Genomic DNA, 20,478 nt, shown 5'->3' with positions numbered 1-20,478 from the left:
GTAAGCGCAGCGATGCGTTGAGCTAACCGGTACTAATGAACCGTGAGGCTTAACCTTACAACGCCGAAGATGTTTTGGCGATTTGAGAGACGATTTTCAGCTTTGATTACAGATTTTGCGAAAACGAAAGATTTTACGCTGAGACAAGGCGGCAAGCGAAGGAAAGGAAGGAGCATACACAGGTATGTGACTGAGTTTACGAGCGCAGCCAACGCAGTATCAGGGTAAAAGATTCGTTTTAAGGGCACAAAGAATTTGCCTGGCGGCACTAGCGCGGTGGTCCCACCTGACCCCATGCCGAACTCAGAAGTGAAACGCCGTAGCGCCGATGGTAGTGTGGGGTCTCCCCATGCGAGAGTAGGGAACTGCCAGGCATCAAATTAAGCAGTAAGCTGATGTGAAATCAGTGGATGTAGAAAAATTCGGTGGAGCGGTAGTTCAGTTGGTTAGAATACCTGCCTGTCACGCAGGGGGTCGCGGGTTCGAGTCCCGTCCGTTCCGCCACTTATTAAGAGCCCTGAGCTAACGCTCAGGGCTTTTTTCTTGCCTGCTGTTCCATTACAGCTCCTTCGGGGGCTGTTTTTACATGATCGCTGAGAAAATCGATAAATGCCCGAATGCGGGTACTGACCGCACGATCGCTGTAATAAACGGCACTGAAAGGCATCTCTACCGGTAGGCGCTTATCGGCCATCAGCTCCACAAGCTCTCCCCGCGCGATTTCTTTATCAATCATATAGTCAGACAGGCAGGCGATCCCGTTACCACTCAGACAAAGCTGCTTGAGCGTCTCACCGCTATTTGACGACAGACCGCTGCTGATTTCATGGAGTTGCCCGTCGCTACATGCTACAGGCCATGTATTGAGCGAAGCCGGTTCAGTGAATCCGAGACATAGATGCTGTTTTAACTCTTCAATGGTTTCGGGTTTGCCAAAGCGGGCAATATAATCCGGCGACGCGATAATCTTTCGATAACTGGTAAAGAGCAGGCGGGCGCGCAGGCTTGAATCGGTCAGCGTTCCGGCACGTATGGCGACATCGACCTTTCGTTCAATCAGATTGATGAATGTTTCTGAGGAAACCAGTGATAGCGTCATTTCTGGATAACGCTCGCGAAAAGGCTTAACCAGCGGCATCAGAAAGTGCAGTATCACCGGCGTGGCGGCGTCAATACGCAACAGGCCGCGTGGAGTGCTTCGCGTTTCCATCACCTCCGTTTCAGCGGCGGCCATGTCTTGTAGTATCGACTGCACGCGACGAAAATAACGTTCGCCTTCTTCCGTCAGACTCAACTGGCGTGTTGTGCGATTAAGCAGACTCACGCCCAGTTTCATTTCCAGCTTTTTGACTGCCCGGCTGACCGCAGAATTCGCCTGTCCAAGTTGCTCCGCAGCGCGGCTAAAGCTACCGCTTTCGACTACGGCAACAAATATCACGAGTTCTTCTGATGTAGCTTTCATTTTTGCACCTGAAGCAAAATTACATTGATATTTTGGCTATTTTTTCATTAAAACACCCTGGGCTGTTGGTTTCAATCTGCGCGTGAGGTGTGGTGGCCGGAGAGCCTGTTCTGACGGCGTTAACCTGTGATCGATTGGATAGGCCAGTTCGCGTTGTTCCTGGTTAAATTTACGGAGGTAAGCGCTTGCTTACAAAACAATATGTAACTGCTCGTTGAAAGTGTGAGCTAAAATCCCTATAACAGAATAACCAGTCCGTGCCCGGGCTGGTTGACGTTACAGAGGTTTTAAAGTCAAACGTGCGAAAAAATACTTATGCCATGCGCTATATTGCCGGACAACCCGCCGAGCGGATTTTACCGCCTGGGTCGTTTGCGAGTATTGGCCAGGCATTACCCGCCGGAGTGCCGTTAAGCAGTGAAGACCGCATTCGGATTCTGGTGTGGAATATCTTTAAACAGCAGCGGGCCGAATGGTTATCGGTGCTGAAAAACTTTGGCAAAGATGCGCACCTGGTTTTATTACAGGAAGCGCAAACCACGCCCGAACTGGTGCAGTTTGCGACCGCTAACTATCTTGCCGCCGATCAGGTTCCCGCTTTTGTGTTACCTCAGCATCCTTCGGGTGTTATGACGCTTTCTGCTGCTCATCCCGTCTACTGTTGCCCGCTGCGCGAACGTGAGCCCATCTTACGTCTGGCGAAGTCAGCGCTGGTGACCGTTTATCCTTTGCCTGATACGCGATTATTGATGGTGGTAAACATTCACGCCGTTAACTTCAGTCTTGGGGTGGATGTGTATAGTAAGCAGTTACTTCCTATTGGCGATCAAATTGCGCATCACAGCGGCCCAGTGATTATGGCTGGTGATTTCAATGCCTGGAGCCGACCACGAATGAATGCGCTGTATCGCTTTGCGCGCGAGATGTCCCTGCGCCAGGTACGTTTTACTGACGATCAGCGCCGACGGGCGTTTGGCCGTCCTCTTGATTTTGTGTTTTATCGAGGTTTGAACGTTAGCGAGGCTTCCGTACTGGTCACGCGCGCGTCCGATCATAACCCGCTACTCGTTGAATTCAGTCCCGGCAAACCTGAACAATAAGGTGTGTCAGGTCTGCCGTGGGGCAGGCCTGAAGTGGTGCTGCCCTTTATTTTGCAAACAACCAAAGGACAACACGATGACAACACACTCCCACCATGACAACGTCGAAAAGCAGTTTGGCTCTCAGGCAAATGCCTATTTAACCAGCACCGTTCATGCTTCTGGTCGTGACTTACAGCGACTGGCGGAACGGCTGTCCTCTTTTCCGCATGCCAGCGTACTGGATATGGGATGTGGCGCCGGGCACGCCAGTTTTATTGCTGCGCAGAACGTAAAGCAGGTGGTGGCTTACGATTTGTCTTCGCAGATGCTTGAGGTCGTCGTACAGGCGGCGAAAGAGAAAGGTTTAGAAAATATCGCGACCCGACAGGGGTATGCTGAAAATCTGCCGTTTGAGGATCACGCCTTTGATGTTGTGATTAGCCGCTATTCTGCACACCACTGGCATGATGTTGGGCAGGCACTGCGTGAAGCCAACCGGGTCCTGAAAGCGGGTGGCGTGTTGATTATGATGGATGTGATGTCGCCTGGGCATCCGGTGCGCGATATCTGGTTACAGACTGTAGAAGCGTTACGCGACACTTCTCATGTACGTAACTACTCCAGCGGTGAGTGGCTGTCTCTGGTGAATGATGCGAATCTGATTGTCGATACGTTGTTAACGGACCGCTTACCGCTGGAGTTCAGTTCATGGGTAGCGAGAATGCGTACGCCTGCGGCGCTGGTTGAGGCTATTCGTTTGTATCAGAAGAGCGCATCCGCGGAGGTAAAAGCGTATTTCGCTTTGCAGGAGGACGGTTCGTTTACCAGCGATACGATTATGGTTGAGGCGCATAAAGCGGCATAAATAAAAAAGGCACTGGGGGGAAACCAGTGCCTTTTCTGAGTCATGCTATCAGGAGTCAGGTGTGCTGCTGTTCTTCACAAACAACGTTAGCTGATCGCCTGGTTGCAGATTTGCTGTATCGCTGTTCCAGCGCATCACATCTTTGATGTTCACCCCGTGACGTTTGGCGATACTCGAAAGCGAATCACCTTTCCGCACACGATAGGTAATGCTATCGCTGTTGTTGGCCAGACGCTGTGCGCTACTGCCTGCGCCAATCGTCAGACTTTGGCCCACTTTCAGGTTAGATCCGCGCAGACTATTCCACTGCTGCAAATCTTTCGTGCTCACGCCAAGGCGTGCCGCGATGCCGGAAAGCGTATCGCCAGAGCGAACTTTGTAGCTACGGCTGTTCAGCGGCGTATTGTCTGCGACCAGCGTAGACTGTACGGCAGCAATTTCGCCTGAAGCCAGAGACTCACGCAGTTGTTCTGCATGCTTCTTTGGCACCATCACGTACTGTGGGCCGCTAACGCCTAGCGTAGAGCCTTTCACGCCAGCATTAAACGCCTTCAGCTTGGTGACGGACATGCCCGCCATATCTGCAACCTGCGCCATCTCAACCGGGCTACTCAAACGAACGCGCGCCAGCGCACGGCTTTCGTCTGTGGTTGGCAGACGCACGCCATAGCGTTTGCTGTTTTTGAGAATATCACTCAATGCCAGCATTTTTGGCACGTACAGCTTCGTTTCCTGAGGTAACGAAAGCGACCAGAAGTCGGTGGCTTTGCCACGCGCCTTATTCGCTTTGATTGCCTTCATCACGCGACCTTCGCCGCTATTATAAGCTGCAACGGTCAACAGCCAGTCGCCATCAAACATCTTATTCAGACGCTGCATCATGTCTAACGCGGCCGTTGTGGAAGCCACAACGTCACGACGCGCATCATAATTGCGGGTCTGTTTCAAACCATAATTGCGCCCTGTGCTCGGAATGATCTGCCAGATGCCTGCGGCATTGGCGCCAGACGTTGCGTGTGGGTCAAAAGCGCTCTCCACTATGGGTAGTAGTACCAGTTCCATCGGCATGTTACGTTTCTTAACCTGCCCGGCTATCCAGTACATATACGGCTCTGCCCGTAAAGTTACATCGTGGAGATAGCTCTTATTGCGTAAATACTTCTGTTTCTGTTCGCGTATCCGGTTGTTCTCCGGAATTCCCATCTTTAGCTCGTCGCCAATGAAAGCCCACAAGTCTTGATCCGGCGCGAGAGACGTCCCATCGTCCATCCATCGTGCCTGACTCGTAAACTTTCCTGCTTCCCCTTGACCAGCTGCAGAAAGGCTCTGTGCGTGCTGTTGGACGTTGCCAGTGTTCTGAGACGACTGGCACCCCACAAGCAGGACAGAGGCGAGTAATATCGCTTTTGCCTTCATGTGTGTGTCAATAGTTGCTTAAAAGACGACCGATCATAACGGCGAAGTTCGCCAATGACAAGTAGGAATTGTCAGAAGCTGTCTTTCTTTGACCTTAACCAAGCAAAACGCTCTTCAGGTTGTTGCAACTTTGTTTCTTTGTTTATTTCATTAATTAAATCAGGATCTTTCGTTCTCAAAAAAATATTATTTTTCCGCTCATTTTTCAGAATTACGGGGAGTGTAATTTGGTTTTTTGCGCGTAACTCATTAACTTTACGATAATATTCATTTATGAACGAATCGTGCGGTAGGATGCTCAATGCAAACTTCATGTTTGCTAAAGTATACTCATGTGCGCAACAAATCAGCGTATCGTCAGGAAGGGCGCTGATTTTTTTAAGTGATTGATACATCTGTGAGGCTGTACCTTCAAACAGGCGTCCACAACCTCCAGAGAAAAGGGTGTCGCCGCAGAAAAGGTAAGGGTGGCTAAAGTAACAGATATGTCCTAAAGTGTGACCCGGTGTGGCAAATATACTAAATTCATGCCCTAAAACGAGGGCGCTATCGCCATCTTTGACTACGCGCGTGGTTCCCTTATCTTGTGTTTCTGCCGGTCCGTAAACCACTACGTGCGGAAAATGTTGAAGAAGTTCTTTCACGCCGCCAACATGGTCGTGGTGATGGTGAGTGAGGAAAATCGCTTCCGGCTGCCAGTTCTTCTCTTTGATGGCGTTTAGCACGGGAGCCGCTTCGCCAGGATCAACGATCAGACAACGTCCTTCATTATTACTCAGAACCCAGATGTAATTGTCCTGAAATGCGGGAATACTGTTAAGATTCATAAATTACCTCTTAGTGCGTAGCGGAAGGTTGTGATGAAACCGGCAAGGATCCCTCAAACAGTCATAGCTCCCCATCGCTGGGGCGATTTGCCCTGGGGTGAATACTATCGTGAGGCGCTGGAGCATCAGCTTAACCCGTGGTTCGCCAAAATGTATGGTTTTCATTTGCTTAAAATTGGTAATTTAAGCGCAGAAATCAACTCTGAAGCGTGCGCCGTTTCTCATCAAGTCAATATTTCCCTGCAAGGCGCGCCCGTCCAGGTTCAGGCCGATCCTTTACATCTTCCCTTTGCCGATAAGTCTGTTGATGTTTGTCTGTTGGCGCATACGCTACCGTGGTGCGTCGACCCACATCGGTTACTGCGTGAAGCCGATCGGGTGTTAATTGATGATGGTTGGCTGGTTTTGAGTGGTTTTAACCCGATTAGTCTGATGGGCCTGCGTAAGCTGGTGCCCGTCTTGCGTAAATCTTCACCTTATAACAGCCGGATGTTTACGCTGATGCGCCAACTGGACTGGCTCTCGTTATTGAATTTTGAAGTGCTGCACTACAGCCGTTTTCATGTTTTACCCTGGTCAAAGCAAGGGGGAAAGCTGCTGAGCACGCATATTCCGGCGCTGGGCTGCCTGCAACTGATTGTGGCGCGTAAGCGAACCATCCCGCTTACGCTTAACCCGATGAAACAAAATAAAAGCAAAGCGCGGATTCGCCAGGCCGTGGGTGCGACCCGGCAATACCGTAAGCCAGACGCTTAAGCCTCTGCCTGATAGCCAACGTCTTCCTGCGTAGGATTCATCGCTGCCGCACGCGCCAGCTCATCGCAACGTTCGTTTTCAGGATGGCCGGCATGGCCTTTTACCCATTCCCATTTGATTTGATGTTGGCCCAGCGCGGCATCAAGGCGCTTCCAGAGATCGACATTCTTTACCGGCTTTTTCTCTGCTGTTTTCCAGCCGCGCTTTTTCCAGTTGTGGATCCATTGCGTAATTCCCTGACGGACATACTGGCTGTCCGTGCTTAATGTGACTTCACAATGTTCTTTTAACGCTTCCAGCGCGACGATGGCCGCCATAAGCTCCATGCGATTGTTAGTTGTGAGGCTATATCCTTCACTAAAGGTTTTTTCATGGCCGCGATAGCGTAAAATAGCGCCATAACCACCAGGACCTGGATTTCCCAGGCAAGAGCCATCGGTGAAAATTTCTACCTGTTTAAGCATCTCTGGTAGACTTCCTGTAATTGAAATCGATCGTAAAACGACAAGTCTGACATAAATGACCGCTATGAGCACTGCAATTACACGACAGATCGTCCTCGATACCGAAACCACCGGTATGAACCAGATCGGCGCCCACTACGAAGGCCATAAGATCATTGAGATCGGTGCCGTCGAGGTCGTGAACCGCCGCCTTACCGGCAATAACTTCCACGTCTATCTAAAACCGGACCGACTGGTGGACCCGGAAGCGTTCGGCGTACACGGTATTGCGGATGAATTTCTGCTTGATAAACCCGTTTTTGCCGATGTGGTTGACGACTTCCTGGAGTATATCCGTGGCGCGGAACTGGTGATCCATAACGCATCGTTTGATATCGGCTTTATGGATTATGAGTTCGCCAAGCTCAGTCGTGGTATTCCGAAAACAAGCGAGTTCTGCAAAATCACCGATAGCCTGGCGCTGGCGAGGAGGATGTTCCCCGGCAAGCGTAACAGCCTTGATGCGCTTTGTTCACGCTATGAGATAGATAACAGCAAACGTACGCTGCACGGCGCATTGCTCGATGCCCAGATTCTGGCCGATGTCTATCTGGCGATGACCGGCGGGCAAACGTCGATGGCCTTCTCAATGGAAGGGGAAACGCAGCAACAGCAGGGTGAAGCGACAATCCAGCGTATTGTCCGCCAGGCCAGCAAGTTACGCGTTGTTTTAGCGACTGATGAAGAGCTGATGGCGCATGAGTCGCGTCTCGACCTGGTGCAGAAGAAAGGCGGAAGTTGCCTCTGGCGGGCGTAATTCGGGGTTTTACGACGTAAAAATAGCCGTCCGGGTGATTTTTACAGCAAACGATTCAAAACGTGAGAAAAACCGTTGACGAGGTGCGAGGCAATCCGTAATATGCGCTTCGTTCCCAAGAGGAACACAACGCGGAGCGGTAGTTCAGTTGGTTAGAATACCTGCCTGTCACGCAGGGGGTCGCGGGTTCGAGTCCCGTCCGTTCCGCCACTATTCAGAAAGCCTGAATCAGAAATGATTCAGGCTTTCGTCGTTTTAGCCTTCAACAAAAATTATCCTTCTCTGTAGAAATGCCAGAATCGTTGCAGAGAAGGATGAACAATCATCAGCGTAACGTGAATGGGTCGGCGTCCTGCCATGCCGGAAATTTCTCGCGGTATTCCCGTAACGCCGTGAGCGACAGATCTGCATCAATACGTGTCGCCTGATGTGGCTCGGCGGTGGCGATAATCTCTCCTTGCGGGTTAATCACCCGGCTGTCCCCACGGTAATGGTGCCCGTTGCCATCAGTGCCAACACGGTTGCAGCCTGCTACATAGGCCTGGTTTTCAATCGCGCGTGCGGTGAGCAGCGCCTGCCAGTGTAGCGAACGCGGAGCAGGCCAGTTTGCTACATACAGCGCCAGGTCATAATCATTAAGATTGCGGGACCATACCGGAAAACGCAGGTCATAACACACTAACGGCAGAATACGCCAGCCGCGCCATTCAACGACAACACGTTTATCGCCCGCCTGGTAATGATGATGTTCATCCGCCATGCGGAACAGATGGCGTTTATCATAGCAATGAACGTTGCCGTCAGGTTCAACCAGTAAAAAACGGTTTACCGGGCCACGTTCGGTTTGCAACGCAGCGCTGCCCGCAATCAGGGCATCAGTCTGTTGTGCTTTGGCCTGCATCCAGTCGATCGCATCTTCTTGCGGGAGTGACTGAAGTGCGGCTTCCATTGCAAAACCGGTGGTAAACATTTCAGGTAAAACAATGACGTCACGTCCGGTGATGGTTTCCAGCAGTCTGTCAAAATGACGTAAATTGGCCGGACCGTCCATCCAGACCAGCGGTTGTTGCAACAGGGTAATTTTCAAACCAGGCACGATCGGGGCTCCTCGTTGAACAGCATTTTTACACTGTAGCATGAGCATCAACGAAAATGTGGCAATAAAAAGCCCCGCAGAAGCGGGGCTTTCAGGGGAGATGGGGATTAAGCGGCTTCTACTTTACGCACTTGCTTCTCTGGCAACTTTACCGGCTGAGTCGCCAGCGCGTCGGCATCAAAATCATCAACGTTAATGCTGCGCAGACGGCTTTCTTCCGCTTTCACCAGAATGGCGGCTTCATCGTTATCAATCAGCCCTTTTGCCAGCGCGTTATGCGCCAGTTCATCCAGACGGGTAAACGGCAGATTTTTACCCAGCTCTTTGCAGATCCGCTGGTGGATAGGATCTGCCGCTATTACGTCCAGCAGCGCTTCTTCCAGCAAACCGACCGGGTTATGCTCGCTCGGCGTCAGGTATTGACCGCGACCGATACGTGAACGGGTTGCACTCGGTACTTGTAGAATCTGCGCGACCTTATGATCCAGCTTGTCGGAAGGGGCAAGGTAGTGACGACCGGTTGGGAAGATCACCACGTTCAGCAGACCCGCAACAAAACGGTTCGGGAAGTTTTGCAGCAGTTCATCCATCGCTTGCTCCGCCTGATACAACGCATCCTGTACGCCCCAGTGCACCAGCGGCAAATCGGCTTCGTTACGGCCTTCATCGTCATAGCGTTTCAGCACGGCGGAGGCCAGATACAGCTGGCTTAAAATATCGCCCAGGCGTGCGGAGATACGTTCACGACGTTTCAGGCTACCGCCCAACACCGCCATTGAGACATCAGACAGCAGGGCCAGGTTGGCGCTCAGTCGGTTAAGGTGCTGGTAATAACGTTTCGTTGCGTCGCTGGTTGGGGTGTAGCTGGTCAGGCCGCGGGTCAGACCGAGCCAGAAGCTGCGTACTTTGTTGCTACCGACATGGCCGATATGTTTAAACAGCAGATTGTCGAACGCATTCACATCGTTGCTTTGCGCGGCGGCCATCTCTTCCAGAACATACGGATGACAGCGAATCGCCCCCTGACCGAAGATCATCATGCTGCGGGTCAGGATATTCGCACCTTCAACGGTGATGGCGATAGGCGCCCCCTGGTAAGAACGCGCCAGGAAGTTGCTTTCGCCGAGCATAATGCCTTTACCACCGGTAATGTCCATTGCGTCGATGATGGACTGCTGGCCGCGATGGGTACAGTGGTACTTGACGATAGCTGATAGCACCGCCGGTTTTTCACCCAGCATAATGCCGTAGGTAATCAGCGACGCTGCGGCGTCCATTACGTAGGCGTTACCGGCAATGCGCGCCAGCGCCTCTTCAATACCTTCCATCTTGCCGATAGAGATTTTGAACTGGCGACGAATATGGGCATATGCCCCGGTTGCCAGCGCGACGGATTTAACCCCGCCGGTCGAGTTGGACGGCAGCGTGATACCACGGCCTACCGACAGGCATTCCACCAGCATACGCCAGCCCTGGCCTGCCATCTTCGGCCCGCCAATGATGTAGTCGATTGGCACAAAAATATCTTTGCCGTGCGTAGGTCCGTTCTGGAACGGTACGTTCAGCGGGAAGTGACGGCGACCAATTTCTACGCCAGGCGTTGAGGTCGGGATCAGCGCACAGGTGATACCCAATTCTTCTTCGCCACCCAGCAGTTTTTCCGGGTCAGAGAGTTTAAAGGCCAGGCCCAGCACGGTCGCGATAGGGGCCAGCGTAATGTAACGTTTGTTCCAGGTCAGGCGCATACCCAGCACCTGCTGGCCTTGCCATTCGCCCATGCAGACAACGCCGGTATCAGGAATTGCGCCCGCATCGGAGCCCGCTTCCGGGCTGGTCAGCGCGAAGCAAGGGATCTCCTGACCACGCGCCAGACGCGGCAGGTAATGGTTTTTCTGCTCTTCAGTACCGTAGTGTTGCAACAGTTCACCTGGGCCTAATGAGTTAGGCACGCCCACGGTAATCGCCAGAATCCCGGAAACGCCGGAGAGTTTTTGCAGCACGCGAGACTGCGCATACGCCGAAAACTCCAGGCCACCGTACTCTTTCTTGATGATCATCGCGAAGAAGCGATGCTCTTCCAGGTAGTCCCACAACTCCGGCGGCAGATCGGCTAATTCGTGCGTGATCTGGAAATCATTCGCCATACGGCAGGCTTCTTCTACCGGGCCATCCAGGAACGCCTGTTCTTCAGCGGTCAGATGCGGTTGCGGATAGTTGTGCAATTTTTTCCAGTCAGGTTTGCCCTGGAAGAGATCGCCTTCCCACCATGTTGTACCGGCATCAATGGCCTCTTTCTCCGTGCGCGACATCGGCGGCATCACTTTACGGAAGCTACGAAACGCTGGCGCAGAGATCATCGACTTACGCATCGGCGTAACGTTAAACGGTACGAGGATAATGGCCAGAGGAACCAGCACCCAGATAGACCACAGGCCAGCAACGCCCAGCGCGGCTGTCCATGCGAGTAAAATCAGGCTGCTGAGGAATAAGCTCACGCGGTGGTAAAACAGCGCGCCGAGCAGAACAACCGTTGCGAGAATACTCAAAATCATCATAACGAAAAGCTCCCTTGCTTGTAGGAGGTCTGACCACTTGTGATGATATGGTTGTAGTGGATGTCATTTCTTTTAGCAATGTGTTTACAAAATAATTACAACGAAGCTCACATTGTTGCCGTTTTCACCGGCACAAAAAATCAAAAGCCAGCGGCATTCCTGTGGCTTGTGCTTCTCGCTTTCTGCGCTATCCGGTACACTGCATCTGTCAATTACATTCATGCTGAAGGATATCCTCATGTACCAGGATCTTATTCGTAACGAACTGAACGAAGCGGCGGAAACGCTGGCCAATTTTTTAAAAGATGAAGCCAATATTCACGCTATTCAGCGCGCGGCGGTCCTGCTGGCAGACAGTTTTAAAGCGGGTGGCAAGGTACTTTCCTGCGGTAACGGCGGCTCTCATTGCGACGCGATGCATTTTGCCGAAGAGCTGACCGGTCGCTACCGCGAAAACCGTCCAGGCTACCCGGCGATCGCTATTTCTGACGTCAGCCATATCTCCTGTGTCAGTAATGATTTTGGTTACGACTATGTTTTCTCTCGCTACGTTGAAGCGGTTGGCCGTGAAGGGGATGTGCTGTTAGGGATCTCAACTTCGGGCAACTCTGGTAACGTGATTAAAGCGATTGCCGCAGCACGCGAGAAGGGAATGAAAGTCATCACCCTGACCGGGAAAGACGGCGGTAAAATGGCAGGGACGGCGGATATTGAAATTCGCGTGCCGCATTTCGGTTATGCTGATCGTATTCAGGAAATCCATATCAAAGTGATTCATATCCTGATCCAATTGATCGAAAAAGAGATGGTTAAGTAAGCGGATAATTCTTTACTGTGTTTTTGCCGGATGATGACGTTAAAGCGTCTTATCCGGCCTACATTTGATTTGTCCAGGCCTGATAAGCGCAGCGCCATCAGGCGGTTCAGCGTTTTAAGGTAGGTGATGTATGTGCGAACTGCTCGGGATGAGCGCCAATGTGCCAACCGATATTTGCTTTAGTTTCACCGGGCTGGTTCAGCGTGGTGGAGGAACCGGGCCGCACAAAGACGGCTGGGGCATTACGTTTTATGAAGGTAAAGGGTGTCGCACGTTTAAAGATCCGCAACCCAGTTTTAATTCGCCCATCGCCAGACTGGTGCAAGACTATCCCATTAAATCCTGTTCCGTCGTCGCCCATATTCGCCAGGCGAATCGTGGGGAAGTGGCGCTGGAAAATACGCATCCGTTTACCCGTGAGCTTTGGGGGCGTAACTGGACGTATGCGCATAACGGGCAGCTCAACGGCTACAAATCGCTTGAAACCGGTAATTTTCGCCCGGTTGGTGAGACGGACAGCGAAAAAGCGTTCTGCTGGCTGCTGCATAAGCTGACGCAGCGTTATCCGCGCACGCCGGGCAATATGATGGCGGTATTTAAATATATTGCGACGCTGGCAGAAGAACTCCGTAAGAAAGGTGTCTTCAACATGCTGCTGTCAGACGGGCGCTATGTTATGGCCTATTGCTCGACCAATTTATTCTGGATCACCCGCCGCGCGCCGTTTGGCGTCGCCACGCTGTTGGATCAGGATGTGGAAATCGACTTCAGTTCACAAACCACACCGAATGATGTGGTTACCGTGATTGCAACGCAGCCGCTGACGGGAAATGAAACCTGGCAAAAGATTATGCCAGGCGAATGGCGATTATTTTGTCTCGGGGAGCGTATAGTTTGACGCCAGCTGTGGCTGAACCACTTCATGGCTCAACGGTTTGCTGACCACGTAACGGCCATCAACAACGGAAACTGTTGGTGGCTTACGGGTTTGCTCAAAGTAGTCGTAGCCCGGTTTTAGCTGCGTCCAGAAATCTTTGTAATACGAATACTTATGGCGCTGCATATTTGCATCGGTCATGCGGAAGGGATAGATGCTCACCTGTACGCTGGATTGCCCAAATACAAGGGCGCCGGTTACAAACTGGAAAATCTCATCAATGCCGCTGTCGGTCATGGCATAGCAACCGACGGAGACGCAGGCGCCGTGGATCATCAGATACTTACCTTCATAACCGTGTGCGCGGTCATAGGCGTTCGGAAAACCGATATTAATGGCCTTATAGAAACGGCTGTCCGGTTTGAGCTGATTACGCTGGACGCTGTAAAAACCTTCCGGGCTTTTAAAGTCACCCTGGCGCTGTTTGGGGCCTAATCCACCGGAATAGTTGCAAATTTTGTAGCTGTCGAGCAACTGATACTGTTCACCCATCTTGACGTACAGATCGAGCGTACGCTCTTCTTTAAAGATCTGAATATAGACAGGCGACCCCATCAACTGCTGCTTATATTCTTTGCTGACTGGCGTGGTTGGGCTGCTACTGCTTAGCAAACCGGCAAATGAGACGCACGGGATCAGAAGCATCGCAAGAAAAAATGCGATTTTACGCATACTGCTTATTCCTTGATAAAACGGTTACACACGCCAGAACGGCAAACAGAGTCCCCAAATCAGACTAATCCGTATTTGGTGCGCTCACATTATCACCACGGCAGTTTTTCGCAAGCCCCAGGCGATGCGTTTACAATTTAGTTTCTCTTTATACTGAAATTTAGCCGTCAAGGCAGTCAGAACCCGGCGCATTCTGCCGCGGCTTAATTTCCACTCGCTTCTCACAATACAAAATATACTGTATACTTAAACAGTATTGCAGAGGTGAGCCATGCGCAAAATCATACATGTTGATATGGACTGTTTTTACGCGGCGGTTGAAATGCGCGATAACCCGGCCCTGCGTGATATTCCCATTGCTATCGGCGGCAGCCGCGAGCGCAGGGGCGTTATCAGTACGGCAAATTATCCCGCCCGCAAATTTGGCGTGCGCAGCGCGATGCCGACCGGTATGGCGCTTAAGCTTTGCCCGCACCTCACGCTATTGCCGGGGCGGTTTGAGGCGTATAAAGAAGCGTCGCAGCATATCCGTGAAATCTTCTCTCGTTATACCTCGCGTATAGAGCCGCTTTCGCTGGATGAGGCCTATCTGGACGTTACCGACAGCACTTATTGCCACGGCTCCGCCACGCTTATCGCTCAGGAAATCCGTCAGACGATTTTTAACGAACTCCAGCTCACCGCATCAGCGGGTATTGCTCCGGTTAAGTTTCTGGCAAAAATTGCTTCTGACCTTAATAAACCGAATGGGCAATATGTGATTACCCCCGCCGATGTTCCTGAGTTTCTCAAAACCTTACCGCTGGGGAAAATTCCGGGGGTGGGTAAAGTGTCTGCGGCCAGGCTGGAAACGATGGGGCTGCGTACCTGTGAAGACGTGCAAAAGTACGATCTGGCGATGTTACTCAAGCGCTTTGGTAAGTTTGGCCGCGTGTTATGGGAGCGTAGCCAGGGGATTGATGAGCGGGATGTGAACAATGAAAGACTGCGTAAATCGATAGGCGTTGAACGCACGCTGGCGGAGGATATTCACGAATGGGCGGAATGCGAGGCGATCATTGAGCGGTTATATCCAGAGCTGGAAAGGCGGCTGGCAAAAGTGAAGCCTGACCTGCTCATCGCCCGTCAGGGGGTTAAATTAAAATTTAACGATTTCCAGCTGACCACTCAGGAGCACGTCTGGCCGCGTTTAAGCAAGGACGATTTAATCACGACGGCGCGTAAAACCTGGAATGAGCGGCGGGGAGGGCGGGGCGTGCGGCTGGTAGGGTTACACGTTACGCTACTTGACCCGCAACTGGAAAGACAGCTTCTGCTGGGGCTGTGACTTTGATGTATTGCCGGATGGCGGCGTAAACGCCTTATCCGGCCTACAAATCAGCGTGTAGGCCGGATTAGTTGTAGGCCGGATAAGCGCAGCGCCATCCGGCAATGTTTCGTAGCGACTTACTTCGCCGGAATAGACTTCAGCAGTTCAGTCAGAAGCCGCCAGTAGTGACCGACGCTTTCGATATGAACCTGCTCATCTGGAGAGTGCGGGCCGGTAATGGTTGGCCCGATAGAGACCATGTCCATATCCGGGTACGGTTTTTTGAACAGACCGCATTCCAGACCCGCGTGAATAATCTGGATGTTCGGCGTCTTATTGAACAGACGCTGGTAAGTTTCACGCACCAGGTGCATTACCGGCGAGTTCGCATCTGGCTGCCAGCCCGGATAGCCGCCTTTTGCTTCGGTTTTCGCGCCAGCCAGTTTACCCAGCGAATCCAGCATGCTCACCACGTAGTCTTTACCGCTGTCGATCAGCGAGCGGATCAGGCAGTGGATTTCCACGTTGTTGTCGGTCATGGTCACAACGCCCACGTTCAGGGACGTCTCAACCACGCCTTTCGCTACGTCGGAATTGCGAATCACGCCGTTTGGCGTGGCGTTCAGCAGACGGATAAAGCCGTCGCGGGACGAAGCAGTCAGCGCCGCTTTGTCGTTAGCGGCTGCTTCCAGCAGAACCACCAGATTCTTCTCTTTCTCTGCCAGCTCGTTTTTCAGGATCTCCTGATAAGCGTTCACCCGTGTTTTCAGCGCATCGACGTTATCTGCCGCTACAGCAACGGTGGCGAAGGCTTCACGCGGGATAGCGTTACGCAGCGTACCGCCGTTGAAATCAACCAGACGCAGACCCAGTTCTTCAGCATGATCCGCCAGGAAGCGCACCAGCAGCTTGTTGGCATTGCCGAGACCGACGTGGATTTCGCCGCCGGAGTGGCCGCCTTTCAGGCCTTTCAGCGTCAGTTTAAAGCTCTGGAAGCCCGCCGGAATGGCTTCACGGGACAGCGGCAGGTTAGAGGTAAAGTCGATACCGCCTGCACAGCCCATGTAGATCTCACCTTCTTCTTCGGAGTCGGTATTGATCAGAATATCGGCCTGTAGCCAGCCTGGCTGAAGGCCGAATGCACCGTCCATACCGGCTTCTTCCGTCATGGTCAGCAACACTTCCAGCGGGCCGTGTGCGACGTTGTCGTCAGCCAGAACGGCCAGCGCGGAAGCCATACCAATGCCGTTATCCGCGCCCAGCGTGGTGCCGCGGGCTTTTACCCACTCGCCGTCAATATAAGGCTGGATCGGATCTTTGGTGAAGTCGTGTACGGTGTCGTTGTTTTTCTGCGGAACCATATCTAGGTGCGCCTGCAAAACCACTGGCTTGCGGTTTTCCATACCTGCGGTGGCAGGCTTACGAATCAGGATATTACCGACCCGATCGCGCTCAGCGTGGAAACCTTTCTCTTTGGCCCAGCCCATAATGTGTTCAGCGAGCTGCTCTTCATGGTAGGACGGATGAGGAATAGAACAGATTTTTGCAAAAATATCCCACAGCGGTTGTGGAGATAATTGAGACAGTTCAGACACGATAAGTCTCCTTGACGATGTCCTGCAAAACTTTCTTGCAGGCCACAGGGTTAGCAGATTGATTGTCACCACAAGTCGGGCTTGCGAGATGCGATTGAGAATACCACTTTCCTGGTCTTCGGGTAGTATAAAGCACGTAAAAAGAGGGCTGGATTCCGCGAAACACTGGTTTTTAGCGCGTCAGGTCTCTATAATCTCGCGCAACCTGGTTCACCCTCAATTTTTAAGCCGTAGATAAACAGGCTGGGACACTTCACATGAGCGAAAAATACGTCGTCACCTGGGACATGTTGCAGATTCACGCACGCAAACTGGCAAGCCGCCTGATGCCTTCTGAACAATGGAAAGGCATTATTGCCGTCAGCCGTGGTGGTCTGGTACCGGGCGCATTGCTGGCGCGTGAGTTGGGTATTCGCCATGTCGATACCGTTTGCATCTCCAGCTACGACCACGACAACCAGCGCGAACTGAAAGTGCTGAAACGTGCGGAAGGCGATGGTGAAGGTTTCATCGTGATCGACGATCTGGTCGATACCGGCGGTACTGCTGTTGCTATCCGCGAAATGTACCCTAAAGCTCATTTCGTCACTATCTTCGCTAAACCGGCTGGCCGCCCGCTGGTGGATGATTATGTGATTGATATCCCGCAGGACACCTGGATTGAGCAGCCGTGGGATATGGGCGTGGTATTCGTCCCGCCAATCTCTGGTCGCTAATCACTGAAATTTTCAACGCCTGGCAATGCCGGGCGTTGTTTTTTTTAGCCGCACACACGTTACAATAGGCCTCAGTAAGTACCCTTGGAGGCTGCACGAATGTCACAGGCTAACCTCAGCGAAACCCTGTTTAAACCCCGCTTCAAACATCCTGAAACGTCGACGCTTGTCCGGCGCTTCAATCACGGAACGCAGCCGTCCGTGCAGTCCACTCTGGATGGTAAAAACGTGCCGCACTGGTATCGCATGATCAACCGTCTGATGTGGATCTGGCGCGGTATCGATCCGCGAGAAATCCTTGATGTGCAGGCGCGTATCGTAATGAGCGAAGCCGAGCGAACCGACAAAGAGCTGTACGACACGGTGATTGGCTACCGTGGCGGTAACTGGATCTTTGAATGGTCGAAACAGGCGATGGAATGGCAGCAGAAAGCCTGCCAGGAAACAGACCCACAGCGCAGCGGGCGCCACTGGCTGCACGCTTCCTCGCTCTACAACATTGCGGCTTACCCACATCTTAAAGGGGATGAGCTGGCGGAGCAGGCGCAGGCCCTGGCGAACCGCGCGTATGAAGAGGCCGCGCAACGCTTGCCGGGCTCGCTGCGTGAAATGGCGTTTGCGATCCCCGGCGGTGCGCCTGTCACTGCGTTTTTGCATATGCCGAAAGGGGATGGCCCGTTCCCGACCGTACTGATGTGCGGCGGCCTGGATTCCATGCAAACGGACTATTACACCCTGTTCGAACGTTACTTCGCGCCGCGCGGTATGGCGATGCTGACGCTGGACATGCCGTCGGTTGGATTCTCGTCAAAATGGAAACTCACCCAGGACTCCAGTCTGCTGCATCAGCATGTGTTGAAAGCGCTGCCTGGGGTGCCGTGGGTTGATCATACCCGGGTGGCGGCGTTTGGTTTTCGTTTTGGCGCTAACGTTGCGGTACGTCTGGCCTACCTGGAAGCGCCGCGACTGAAAGCGGTAGCCTGTCTGGGGCCGGTGGTCCATGCGTTGTTAAGCGATTCACAACGTCAGGGGACGGTGCCGGAAATGTATCTTGACGTGCTGGCAAGCCGTCTGGGGATGCATGATGCGTCAGATGAAGCGCTGCGCGTTGAGCTAAATCGTTATTCACTGAAGGTGCAGGGGTTGCTTGGCAGACGCTGCCCAACGCCGATGTTATCTGGCTTCTGGAAAAACGATCCGTTTAGCCCGGAAGAGGAGTCCCGGCTCATCACCTCGTCATCTTCCGACGGTAAGCTGATGGAGATTCCGTTTAATCCGGTGTATCGCAATTTTGACACTGCGCTGAAAGAAATTACCGGTTGGATCAATCACAGATTGTGTTAATGGATTGCTAAATTTTATTGTTTTGGTAAAACAGTTGCTTCACCAAAGGAGATCGCAATGACGTTACCGAGTGGACACCCGAAAAGTAGATTGATCAAGAAATTCACTGCGCTTGGCCCGTATATACGCGAAGGGCAGTGCGAAGATAATCGTTTTTTTTTCGATTGCCTGGCTGTTTGCGTCAACGTGAAGCCAGCGCCTGAGAAACGTGAGTTCTGGGGCTGGTGGATGGAACTGGAAGCGCAGGAAAAACGCTTTACCTACAGCTACCAGTTTGGCCTGTTTGACAAAGAAGGTAACTGGACCGCCGTGCCGATTAAAGAGACCGAAGTGGTTGAACGCCTGGAGTACACCCTGCGCGAGTTTCATGAAAAATTGCGTGCACTGCTGACTTCGCTGAATCTGGCGCTGGAACCCGCCGATAATTTCAAAGAACCGGTGAAGTTAACGGCGTAACATAGAATAATGCCGGATGACGCTACGCTTATCCGGCCTGCAACAGTGCAAAAGAGTAGGCCGGATAAGACGCCTGAGCGTCGTCATCCGGCAAATTAAGACAATCAGAACTGGTATGTCATACCAATCGCGACGATATCATCGCTGCTTACGCCCAGCTTGTTATCATCGTCAATCTGGTTGATTTTATAATCAACGAACGCGGACATATTTTTATTGAAATAATATGTTGCGCCCACATCGATATATTTCACGATATCTTCATCACCGATACCTTCAATATCTTTGCCTTTAGACTGAACATAGCCCAGGGAAGGACGCAGACCGAAATCAAACTGATACTGGGCAACCGCTTCGAAGTTTTGCGCTTTATTGGCGAAACCACCGGAAATAGGCGCCATGTTGCGGGTTTCAGAATAGATAGTCGCCAGGTAAATGTTATTGGCGTCATATTTCAGACCCGTCGCCCAACCTTCCGCGTTTTTACCTTGTCCGCGAGATTGCAGGTTCTGCTCATTGGTGCGGTCTGAATTGGCGTATGCGCCGATGATGGCGAAGTCGCTGCCGCCGAAGTCATAGCTCAGAGATGTGCCGAAACCGTCGCCATTCTGCTTTTTGACGTCGCGGTTTTCGTTTTTACCCTGATATTGCAGAGTTAAGTTCAGACCATCGATAACGCCGAAGAAATCGGTGTTACGGTAAGTTGCCAGGCCACTGGCACGTTTGGTCATAAAGTTGTCGGTCTGTGCAAGGCCGTCGCCGCCGAATTCAGGGAACATATCCGTCCACGCGGCAACGTCGTACAGGGCGCCCAGGTTACGACCATAATCTAACGAACCGAAATCGTTCAGCTTCAGACCCGCAAAAGCCAGACGGGTTTTCTGACCGCCTTCGCTTTCTGTTTTGTTACCGGCGAACTCAGCTTCCCAGCGACCGTAACCGGTCAGCTGATCGTTAATCTGCGTTTCGCCTTTAAAGCCAAAGCGGATATAAGTCTGGTCGCCATCTTTGCTGTCATCATCACTGATGTAGTGCATCGCTTTTACTTTGCCATACACGTCCAGTTTATTACTGTTTTTGTTATACACTTCTGCTGCCTGCACGGATGCCGATGCAACAATACCCATCACCACTAATGCCAGAGTGCTCTTTTTCATTTTCATTCCTGATTTAAAATTACGCGCTAATATTCGCTGGGAGTGATCCCCGTGAAAAACAGGATGGTTTTTAACGCTCTGCAATGAAGGTTTTATGACAAATTAAGAATATTTTTAAAAAAGGATGATTTATTATTGCGGTAATAAAATTGTCAG

19 protein-coding genes, 2 tRNA genes, 1 rRNA gene and 1 pseudogene are annotated in these 20,478 nt (G+C 52.0%); 13 read left to right on the top strand and 10 right to left on the bottom strand.

The genetic code is table 11. The annotated features are described in order from the left end of the window. Positions 1–258 precede the first annotated feature (258 nt). Together rrf and OGV79_RS11170 are read left to right on the top strand one after the other, a co-directional pair. A 5S ribosomal RNA gene (gene rrf / locus OGV79_RS11175) occupies positions 259–374 on the top strand. A 53-nt stretch (positions 375–427) separates the two neighbouring features. After that, positions 428–504, top strand: a tRNA-Asp gene (locus OGV79_RS11170). A 25-nt stretch (positions 505–529) separates the two neighbouring features. On the opposite strand, the gene yafC is transcribed toward OGV79_RS11170, so the two are convergent. Beyond that, complete coding sequence (yafC, locus tag OGV79_RS11165; RefSeq protein WP_248623445.1) at positions 530–1,462, bottom strand: DNA-binding transcriptional regulator YafC; 933 nt, start codon at positions 1,460–1,462, stop codon at positions 530–532. Between the two features lie 299 nt (positions 1,463–1,761). Here yafC and OGV79_RS11160 point away from each other — a divergent pair, with 299 nt between their 5' ends. Both OGV79_RS11160 and OGV79_RS11155 read left to right on the top strand, forming a co-directional pair. Continuing rightward, entirely contained in the window at positions 1,762–2,562 is an 801-nt protein-coding gene (locus OGV79_RS11160; RefSeq protein WP_024130650.1) for an endonuclease/exonuclease/phosphatase family protein, read from the top strand. A gap of 76 nt (positions 2,563–2,638) precedes the next feature. Next, complete coding sequence (locus tag OGV79_RS11155; protein ID WP_248623444.1) at positions 2,639–3,409, top strand: class I SAM-dependent methyltransferase; 771 nt, start codon at positions 2,639–2,641, stop codon at positions 3,407–3,409. A gap of 48 nt (positions 3,410–3,457) precedes the next feature. Here the strand turns inward: OGV79_RS11155 and mltD are convergent, their stop codons facing one another. Then, a complete protein-coding gene (gene mltD, locus OGV79_RS11150) occupies positions 3,458–4,825 on the bottom strand; it encodes a murein transglycosylase D (RefSeq protein ID WP_047458772.1) in 1,368 nt (455 codons plus the stop codon). Positions 4,826–4,896: 71 nt separating this feature from the next. After that, on the bottom strand, positions 4,897–5,652 hold the full coding sequence (gloB, locus tag OGV79_RS11145; protein WP_071260096.1) for a hydroxyacylglutathione hydrolase: 756 nt from the start codon (positions 5,650–5,652) through the stop codon (positions 4,897–4,899). Positions 5,653–5,685: 33 nt separating this feature from the next. Here gloB and OGV79_RS11140 point away from each other — a divergent pair, with 33 nt between their 5' ends. Then, on the top strand, positions 5,686–6,408 hold the full coding sequence (locus OGV79_RS11140; RefSeq protein ID WP_012133785.1) for a class I SAM-dependent methyltransferase: 723 nt from the start codon (positions 5,686–5,688) through the stop codon (positions 6,406–6,408). Here the strand turns inward: OGV79_RS11140 and rnhA are convergent. Then, positions 6,405–6,872, bottom strand: coding sequence for a ribonuclease HI (rnhA, locus tag OGV79_RS11135; protein ID WP_012133784.1), 468 nt, complete (start codon positions 6,870–6,872; stop codon positions 6,405–6,407). The genes OGV79_RS11140 and rnhA overlap by 4 nt on opposite strands. Positions 6,873–6,936: 64 nt before the next feature. On the opposite strand from rnhA, the gene dnaQ reads away from it, so the two are divergent. Both dnaQ and OGV79_RS11125 read left to right on the top strand, forming a co-directional pair. Continuing rightward, on the top strand, positions 6,937–7,668 hold the full coding sequence (dnaQ, locus tag OGV79_RS11130) for a DNA polymerase III subunit epsilon (protein WP_024130648.1): 732 nt from the start codon (positions 6,937–6,939) through the stop codon (positions 7,666–7,668). A gap of 133 nt (positions 7,669–7,801) precedes the next feature. Then, positions 7,802–7,878: transfer RNA gene (locus OGV79_RS11125), tRNA-Asp, on the top strand. 115 nt (positions 7,879–7,993) lie between these two features. Here the strand turns inward: OGV79_RS11125 and OGV79_RS11120 are convergent. Both OGV79_RS11120 and fadE read right to left on the bottom strand, forming a co-directional pair. Beyond that, positions 7,994–8,764 (bottom strand): amidohydrolase, encoded by a 771-nt coding sequence (locus OGV79_RS11120; RefSeq protein WP_047458766.1) that lies wholly within the window; start codon positions 8,762–8,764, stop codon positions 7,994–7,996. Positions 8,765–8,871: 107 nt separating this feature from the next. Further along, the gene (gene fadE, locus OGV79_RS11115) at positions 8,872–11,319 is read right to left on the bottom strand and encodes an acyl-CoA dehydrogenase FadE (RefSeq protein ID WP_286468328.1); all 2,448 of its coding nucleotides are present in this window, start codon (positions 11,317–11,319) and stop codon (positions 8,872–8,874) included. Positions 11,320–11,557: 238 nt separating this feature from the next. Between fadE and lpcA the strand changes: the two genes are divergently transcribed. Further along, positions 11,558–12,136, top strand: coding sequence for a D-sedoheptulose 7-phosphate isomerase (lpcA, locus tag OGV79_RS11110; protein ID WP_024130646.1), 579 nt, complete (start codon positions 11,558–11,560; stop codon positions 12,134–12,136). 130 nt (positions 12,137–12,266) lie between these two features. Then, complete coding sequence (locus OGV79_RS11105) at positions 12,267–13,034, top strand: class II glutamine amidotransferase (protein ID WP_012133779.1); 768 nt, start codon at positions 12,267–12,269, stop codon at positions 13,032–13,034. On the opposite strand, the gene dpaA is transcribed toward OGV79_RS11105, so the two are convergent. Continuing rightward, positions 13,005–13,745 carry a peptidoglycan meso-diaminopimelic acid protein amidase gene (dpaA, locus tag OGV79_RS11100; RefSeq protein ID WP_012133778.1) on the bottom strand — a complete coding sequence of 247 codons (741 nt, stop codon included), beginning with the start codon at positions 13,743–13,745 and terminating at the stop codon, positions 13,005–13,007. The two genes, OGV79_RS11105 and dpaA, sit on opposite strands and share 30 nt — an antisense overlap. A gap of 271 nt (positions 13,746–14,016) precedes the next feature. Here dpaA and dinB point away from each other — a divergent pair, with 271 nt between their 5' ends. Continuing rightward, a complete protein-coding gene (gene dinB, locus OGV79_RS11095) occupies positions 14,017–15,072 on the top strand; it encodes a DNA polymerase IV (RefSeq protein ID WP_012133777.1) in 1,056 nt (351 codons plus the stop codon). Here the strand turns inward: dinB and OGV79_RS21705 are convergent. Both OGV79_RS21705 and pepD read right to left on the bottom strand, forming a co-directional pair. Further along, positions 15,028–15,183, bottom strand: a pseudogene (locus OGV79_RS21705) (hypothetical protein); the annotation flags it as partial. The gene dinB and the pseudogene OGV79_RS21705 sit on opposite strands and share 45 nt — an antisense overlap. An 8-nt stretch (positions 15,184–15,191) precedes the next feature. Further along, on the bottom strand, positions 15,192–16,649 hold the full coding sequence (pepD, locus tag OGV79_RS11090) for a cytosol nonspecific dipeptidase (protein ID WP_049011679.1): 1,458 nt from the start codon (positions 16,647–16,649) through the stop codon (positions 15,192–15,194). Positions 16,650–16,906: 257 nt separating this feature from the next. Between pepD and gpt the strand changes: the two genes are divergently transcribed. From gpt to crl, 3 genes are all read left to right on the top strand, one after another. Next, positions 16,907–17,365: a xanthine phosphoribosyltransferase gene (gene gpt, locus OGV79_RS11085; RefSeq protein ID WP_006685917.1), complete on the top strand. Its 459-nt coding sequence runs from the start codon at positions 16,907–16,909 to the stop codon at positions 17,363–17,365. 99 nt (positions 17,366–17,464) lie between these two features. Beyond that, positions 17,465–18,709: an esterase FrsA gene (gene frsA / locus OGV79_RS11080; RefSeq protein WP_058668603.1), complete on the top strand. Its 1,245-nt coding sequence runs from the start codon at positions 17,465–17,467 to the stop codon at positions 18,707–18,709. A gap of 57 nt (positions 18,710–18,766) precedes the next feature. Then, entirely contained in the window at positions 18,767–19,165 is a 399-nt protein-coding gene (crl, locus tag OGV79_RS11075; protein WP_047458752.1) for a sigma factor-binding protein Crl, read from the top strand. A 104-nt stretch (positions 19,166–19,269) separates the two neighbouring features. Here the strand turns inward: crl and phoE are convergent, their stop codons facing one another. After that, positions 19,270–20,322 (bottom strand): phosphoporin PhoE, encoded by a 1,053-nt coding sequence (gene phoE / locus OGV79_RS11070; RefSeq protein ID WP_024130644.1) that lies wholly within the window; start codon positions 20,320–20,322, stop codon positions 19,270–19,272. Positions 20,323–20,478 lie beyond the last annotated feature (156 nt).

Origin of the sequence: Citrobacter sp. CK185, from assembly GCF_030333565.1 — a bacterium.
Taxonomy (GTDB): Bacteria; Pseudomonadota; Gammaproteobacteria; order Enterobacterales; family Enterobacteriaceae; genus Citrobacter_B; species Citrobacter_B koseri.
This window is presented reverse-complemented; position numbering and strand designations above follow the sequence as displayed.